The 6,066-nt window shown below is 63.8% G+C and carries 7 protein-coding genes; 5 read left to right on the forward strand and 2 right to left on the reverse strand.

Features of this window, described 5'->3' with window-relative positions; translation table 11 throughout:
* Positions 1-57 precede the first annotated feature (57 nt).
* A complete protein-coding gene (locus tag NLR35_RS12590; RefSeq protein WP_257166842.1) occupies positions 58-831 on the reverse strand; it encodes a ferredoxin--NADP reductase in 774 nt (257 codons plus the stop codon).
* A 249-nt stretch (positions 832-1,080) separates the two neighbouring features.
* Here NLR35_RS12590 and NLR35_RS12595 point away from each other — a divergent pair, with 249 nt between their 5' ends.
* The 5 genes from NLR35_RS12595 to NLR35_RS12615 all read left to right on the forward strand — a co-directional run bounded on the left by NLR35_RS12595 (position 1,081) and on the right by NLR35_RS12615 (position 5,558).
* Complete coding sequence (locus tag NLR35_RS12595; protein ID WP_257166843.1) at positions 1,081-1,371, forward strand: gamma-butyrobetaine hydroxylase-like domain-containing protein; 291 nt, start codon at positions 1,081-1,083, stop codon at positions 1,369-1,371.
* A 75-nt stretch (positions 1,372-1,446) separates the two neighbouring features.
* Entirely contained in the window at positions 1,447-2,226 is a 780-nt protein-coding gene (locus tag NLR35_RS12600; protein ID WP_006609935.1) for a Crp/Fnr family transcriptional regulator, read from the forward strand.
* A 163-nt stretch (positions 2,227-2,389) separates the two neighbouring features.
* Positions 2,390-3,805 (forward strand): ABC transporter substrate-binding protein, encoded by a 1,416-nt coding sequence (locus tag NLR35_RS12605; RefSeq protein ID WP_257166844.1) that lies wholly within the window; start codon positions 2,390-2,392, stop codon positions 3,803-3,805.
* Positions 3,802-4,689 carry an ABC transporter permease gene (locus NLR35_RS12610; RefSeq protein ID WP_257166845.1) on the forward strand — a complete coding sequence of 296 codons (888 nt, stop codon included), beginning with the start codon at positions 3,802-3,804 and terminating at the stop codon, positions 4,687-4,689. The genes NLR35_RS12605 and NLR35_RS12610 overlap by 4 nt, the downstream gene beginning before the upstream one ends.
* Positions 4,674-5,558, forward strand: coding sequence for an ABC transporter ATP-binding protein (locus NLR35_RS12615; protein ID WP_085962756.1), 885 nt, complete (start codon positions 4,674-4,676; stop codon positions 5,556-5,558). The genes NLR35_RS12610 and NLR35_RS12615 overlap by 16 nt, the downstream gene beginning before the upstream one ends.
* A gap of 110 nt (positions 5,559-5,668) precedes the next feature.
* On the opposite strand, the gene NLR35_RS12620 is transcribed toward NLR35_RS12615, so the two are convergent.
* The coding region (locus tag NLR35_RS12620; protein WP_257166846.1) for a hypothetical protein at positions 5,669-6,066 on the reverse strand (398 nt) is incomplete at its 5' end.

A 6,066-nucleotide genomic window follows, 5' to 3' on the forward strand; every position in this document is an offset into this window, starting at 1 on the left:
GGACGGCCGGCGATAGCAATTAGTTGTCGCCGGAGCGCATTTCTTCGCGGCCGGCGGTCAGCGCTCGACGAAGGCCTTCTCGACGACGAAATGACCGGGCGTGCTGTGATTGCCTTCGGTGAAGCCGCGCGTTTCCAGCATGGTCTGCAGCTCGGCCAGCATCCCAGGGCTGCCGCACAGCATCACCCGATCGGTCTCGCGGTCGAGATCGGGCCCAGCGATATCGGCGAACATCTGCCCCGATGCGATGAGGTCGGTGATGCGGCCGCGGTTCCGGAACGGCTCGCGAGTGACGGTGGGATAATAAAGCAGCCGGTCCCGGACCAGCGGGCCGAAGAACTCGTGACCGCGCAGCTCGTCGACGAGCTGCTCGCCATAGGCGAGCTCGGAGACCTGCCGGCACCCATGCGTCAGCACGACGGTGTCATAGGTCTCGTAGATCTCGGGGTCCTTGATCAGGCTGGCGAACGGCGCGAGCCCGGTCCCGGTCGACAACAGCAGCAGCCGCCGCCCCGGAATCAGGTTGCCGGCGATCAGCGTTCCCGTCGCCTTGCGTCCGACCAGGATGCTGTCGCCTTCCCTGATCTTCTGCAGCCGGGACGTCAGCGGGCCGTCGGCAACCTTGATGCTGAAGAATTCCAGCGCCTCCTCGTGATTGGCGCTCGCCATGCTGTAGGCGCGCACCAGCGGCCGGCCGTCGACCTCGAGTCCGATCATCGCGAACTGGCCGTTCTGGAAGCGGAAGCCCGGATCTCGTGTGGCGGTGAAGCTGAACAGCGTCTCGGTCCAGTGCCGGACCGACAACACCGTCGCGGTCTGAAAAGCGCTCATCTCGTCTCCTCGCGGCGTCTGGCGCCATGCGTCGGTTGATGACGACGATGTCGCGGAAACGAGCCGATACGGCAATTTCGAAAGCACCGCGCCGGTCGATTAGTTGCAAAGTTTGCCCGTGGGACGTTTCAAAGCGCGCCGATGAGGACGAGGAATAGAGATTCGGCTGCCGCTGGCAATTAGTTGCTGGGTGCCCCCGCGCCGCAAGCTTAAGCTGACCCGAAGGTCTCGGCACAACCAGGAGACAACATGGCCGTATCGGACGTCGCGGAGTGCGAGGTCAGCTCCGATCTGACATCCTTGCTGCTGCGGGAGGCGAGCCGGCCGCCCGCCGTGCTGTCGGCCGAACGGCTGCGCCTGTCCTGCATGTGCGCACATTGCCGGCGCGCGCGCTTCGACGGCCGCTTCCCGGCGCAATTTCCAGCCATCGGCATCGTCGGCATCGGAGACCTTGGTTACGGACTGAACATCGCGTTCTCCGACGGCCACAATCGCGGCATCTATCCGAAATCATACCTCTGGGAACTTGCCGCAAGCTGAGCCCGGGCCGCCCCGTGCAGGATGGCACGAACATTGCTCCGCCCCTGATCAACGTGATCAATGCGGAGGCAAGACATGTTGCTGCAGGCGGCCAAACCGGAAGCCGTGCCCTCGCCCCTGACATCCGCACGCGCCGTGACCAGTTCATCGCTCCTGCTCAGCGAAAGCCAGCAATCCATCGGCGGGCCGCCGTCGCTGATCGACAGGCTCAGCCTGCGTGAGCGTGAGCAGGTGCTCAAGCAGGGGCGCCGCAAGGTTTTGAACCGCGGCCAGACACTGTTCAGCCAGGGCGCCAAGCACGACGGCATCTTCCTGATCGAAAGCGGCCGCATCCGGGTGTTCTACACCTCGCCACAGGGACGCGAGATCACGCTGGCCTATTGGCATGTCGGCAATTTCGTCGGCGGCCCGGAAGTGTTCGACACCGGCGTGCATCAATGGTCGGGCGTCGCGGCCAGCAACGCCAGCGTCATTCAGCTTCCAGGCAAGGAGCTGCGCGCGCTGGTCGCTGACATCCCCAACCTCGCGATCGGGCTGATCGAAGGCCTGAGCTTCAAGGGCAAGTGCTACTCCGCGCTGGCGCAGATGCTGGGCACGCGCTCCATCACCGAGCGGCTCGCGCATCTCCTGCTGCATCTGGTCGACCTCTACGGCGTCGATGATCCGGACGGCAAGGTCATCGCGGCAGCCTTCACCCACGCCGACATCGCCCACATGGTCGGCGCCACGCGGCAGTGGGTGACGATCAGTCTGAAACGGATGCAGGAGAAGAACATCGTCCGAACGAAGCGCTCACAGATCGTGGTCTGCCGCCCCGATATCCTGGACGAGATGCGCGGCCAGGCCGCCGACTAGCCGGCCTGCTCATGCAAGCGGCTGTCAGGAGCAAAGTTGCCCAAGGAGTACGCAACCGGGATTTGACGGCAACTAATCGACCCCAAGCCGAAGTCCGGATTTGCGCTCGCGCACGCCGCCTTCATCATGGCGCCATCAGCCATCCAACCGAACGGGGATGAGAATGGTCCGCCGCCTTGAAGCGCTCATATTGTCCGTCACCTGCCTGTCATTCATCGCAGCGCAGCCCGCCGCAGCAGAGACGGTCACGATCGGAATCGGCACCCAGGACACGACCACCAACACGGTGACCGCCGGCACCGTCGTGCGGCAGCTCAAGCTCCTGGAGAAGTATCTCCCTAGGGACGGCAAATACGCCAACATCAAGTTCGAGATCGAGTGGCAGAACTTCACGTCAGGCCCGCCGATCACCAACGGCATGATGGCGAACAAGCTGCAATTCGGCATGATGGGCGACTACCCGCTGATCGTGAACGGCTTCACCTTCGAGACCAATCCCGAGAGCAAGAGCCGGCTCATTGCGGTCGCCGCCTACAGCCTGTCGGGCTCGGGCAACGGCATCGTCGTTCACAAGGACTCCCCCTACTACGAACTGTCGGACCTCAAGGGCAAGCTCGTCAGCGTGCCCTTCGGCTCGGCCGCGCATGGCATGGTCCTCAAGGCGCTGCAGGACGGCGGCTATCCCTCGGACTTCTTCCAGCTGGTGAGCCAGACCCCGGAGGTCGGCTCGACCAACCTGCAGGAAAGGAAAATCGACGCCCATGCCGACTTCGTGCCGTTCGCCGAGCTGCTGCCGTTCCGCGGCTTCGCTCGCAAGATCTATGACGGCGTCCAGACCAACCTGCCGACCTTCCATGGCGTGGTCGTCCGTACCGACTTCGCGGAGAAATATCCGGAGGTCGTGATCGCGTACATCAAGGCGGTCGTCGCCGCCAACCAGTGGCTGCGCCAGGATCCGAAGGCGGCCGCCGAAAAGATCCAGGAATGGACCGGGATCAACAAGGAGGTCGTCTACATCTTCCTCGGCCCCGGCGGCAACATGACCACCGATCCGACGATCAAGCCGGCGCTGGTCGATGCGGCCGCGACCGACGTCAAGGTGCTGCAAAGCCTCGGGCGCATGAAGGAGTTCGATCCGAAGAAGTGGGTCGACGACAGCTATATCCGCAAGGCCTATGCCGAGCTGAAGCTCGACTACGACAAGGAGCTCGCCAGCACCGCGAACTACGAGGTCTCCGGCGAAGACAAGTTCTGCAACAAGCCGATCACCGAGCCGCGCAAGGCCGGCGAGGTCTGGGTCGATGGCGAGGGCATCTCGGCCTTCAGCAGCGCGGCCTGCACGCTCGGCGCCTATGCCGACTACAAGGCCAAGGGCAAGAAGATCAACGTCGCCTATGTCTTCGACACCGCCCGCGGCATCAAGCTGTTCGCCGACCTGGCCTTCTTCGCCGCAGCGAATGGCGAGATCGCGCCGTTCCTGCTGAAGAAGGATGCCGAAGCCTATGCCGCGAAGACCGGCGGCAAGGTGATGGGTCTCGACGAGGCCGTGAAGCTCGCAGTGGCGGGAGGCAAGACTTGAGCAGCCCCGCTTTGATGACATCGCCCGAGCAGGCTGCGGCGCCCGCCGCGCCTGCCGCCGCCACGCCGCCGAGCCGGCCGGAGCTCTCCTCCCGCGCCGCGCGCTGGTTCCGGCTGAACCAGGACCGGCTGCGCGGCCTGCTGATCGGCACCGCGTCGCTGATCCTGTTCCTGATCGCCTGGCACCTGCTGACGACCTACCGCGTCGTCTTCTTCGTGAAGTTCACCAACGTGCCGGCGCCGCTGGCGGTGTATGCGAGCTTCACCAAGGCGATCCATGATCCGAAGTTCCTGATGCACATCCTGCTCAGCTGTCGCCGGATCTTCATCGGGTTCTCGCTGGCCGCTCTGGTCGGCGTGCCGCTCGGCCTGATCATGGGCCGCTTCAAGCTGGTGCACGAGATCATCTTTCCGGTTGCGGAGGTGCTGCGCCCGATCCCCGCCATCGCCTGGGTCCCGATGGCGATCATGCTGTGGCCGACCAATGAGCAGAGCATCGTCTTCATCACTTTCCTCGGCTCGTTCTTCCCGATCCTGGTCAATACGCTGCACGGCATGACGCTGGTCGATCCCGTGCTCGTGCGCGCCGCCAAATGCCTCGGCGCGCGCGAGACCTCGATCTTTCGCGAGGTCTACTTCCCGGCATCGCTGCCGCACATCTTCACCGGCCTCACGGTCGGCATGGGCGTCGCATGGGTGTCGCTGATCGCGGCCGAGATGATCTCAGGACAGTTCGGCATCGGCTACTTCACCTGGGAGGCGTACTCGCTGGTCCAATATGCCGACATTGCGCTCGGCATGATCGCGATCGGCGTGCTCGGACTCGGCTCCAGCCTGGTGATCCGCGCCGCCGGTCAATTGGTGATGCCATGGAGGTCGCGATGAGCCAGATTGCCGCGGAGACGAGACAGGGCCATATCGACGTCCGTAACTTCGCCCTGAGCTATGAGACCATCGACGGCGCAGTCGAAGCCGTCACCGACACGCAGATCCATGTCGCCCCCGGCGAGTTCGTCTCGATCGTCGGCCCTTCGGGCTGCGGCAAATCGACCCTGCTCAATGCTGTCGCCGGCTTCCTCAAACCCACCAGCGGCGTCGTGACCGTCGACGGCCAGGCCGTCACCGGACCGAGCGCCGAGCGCGGCATGGTGTTTCAGCAGTATTCGCTGTTTCCATGGAAGACCGTGCGCGAGAACGTCGAGTTCGGCTTGAAGATGCGCGGCATGCCCAAGTTCGAGCGAGCCCGCGCCGCACGCACCTTGCTCGGACTCGCCGGTCTCGAGGCGTTCGAGAACCACTATCCCGAACGTCTCTCCGGCGGGATGAAGCAGCGCGTCGGCATTGTGCGCGCGCTCGCGACCGGTCCCAAGGTGCTGTTGCTCGACGAGCCGTTCGGAGCGCTCGATGCCCAGACTCGCATCATCATGCAGCAGATCCTCACCAACATGTGGCAGCGGCTGAAGATCTCGGTGCTGTTCGTCACCCACGACATCGACGAGGCGATCTTCTTGTCGGACCGCGTCTACTGCATGACGGCGCGCCCCGGCTCGATCAAGGCCGAGATCCAGATCCCGCTGGAGCGGCCGCGCCAGCAATCCATGATGATGTCGTCGGAGTTCCTGGCGTTGCGCCGTGGGCTGATGTCACTGATCCGCGAGGAGAGCCTGAAAGCGATGGGCGGCGAGATCACCGATCTCGGCATGCAGGGCCTGGGTATCGAGCTGCAGGGCCATTCGATCGCGGATATTCTTTAGCCCCCGTCATGCAACTTCGGATCGGACGCGCATGAAACAGCGACGCAGTCGCCGTGCTGCGTCGTGGCATCAACAGGGCTTGCGCCGGGAATGTCATTTCCGTAGCAATCTCAAGCTGATTTGGCCTGTCCAGTCCTGCGCCGAAAAATAATCTTCTTTCGTATTTCCTGAATTTGTGATTGACTGCGGTCATCCCGGGCCCGCGAGAGGGACGCTTCGCGATCGTCACGAGACGTTGGGCACGGGATGCGGTGGCCGCAGGCGTGCTGCAGCGGGCTTTCCGAGCCCGCCGACGAACGGCAGTCTGCGGACGTGAAGACGCGTGGTCCTGGCGCCCCGAAGCTGGCGCCAAGTCTTTCGGGGATGATGATCCGGAAGGCGACGGTGACTAACAAGCCGGTACACCGAGGAGAGCGCGAGATAAGCGTGAAAACCATCGCGCGGGGAATGCCGGGTGGCGGATTCAATCGGTCGTCGCAACACTCGATGAGGAGGTTGCGATGGGTAT

This window comes from Bradyrhizobium sp. SRS-191 (genome assembly GCF_024586915.1).
In the GTDB taxonomy this organism is placed as follows: domain Bacteria; phylum Pseudomonadota; class Alphaproteobacteria; order Rhizobiales; family Xanthobacteraceae; genus Bradyrhizobium.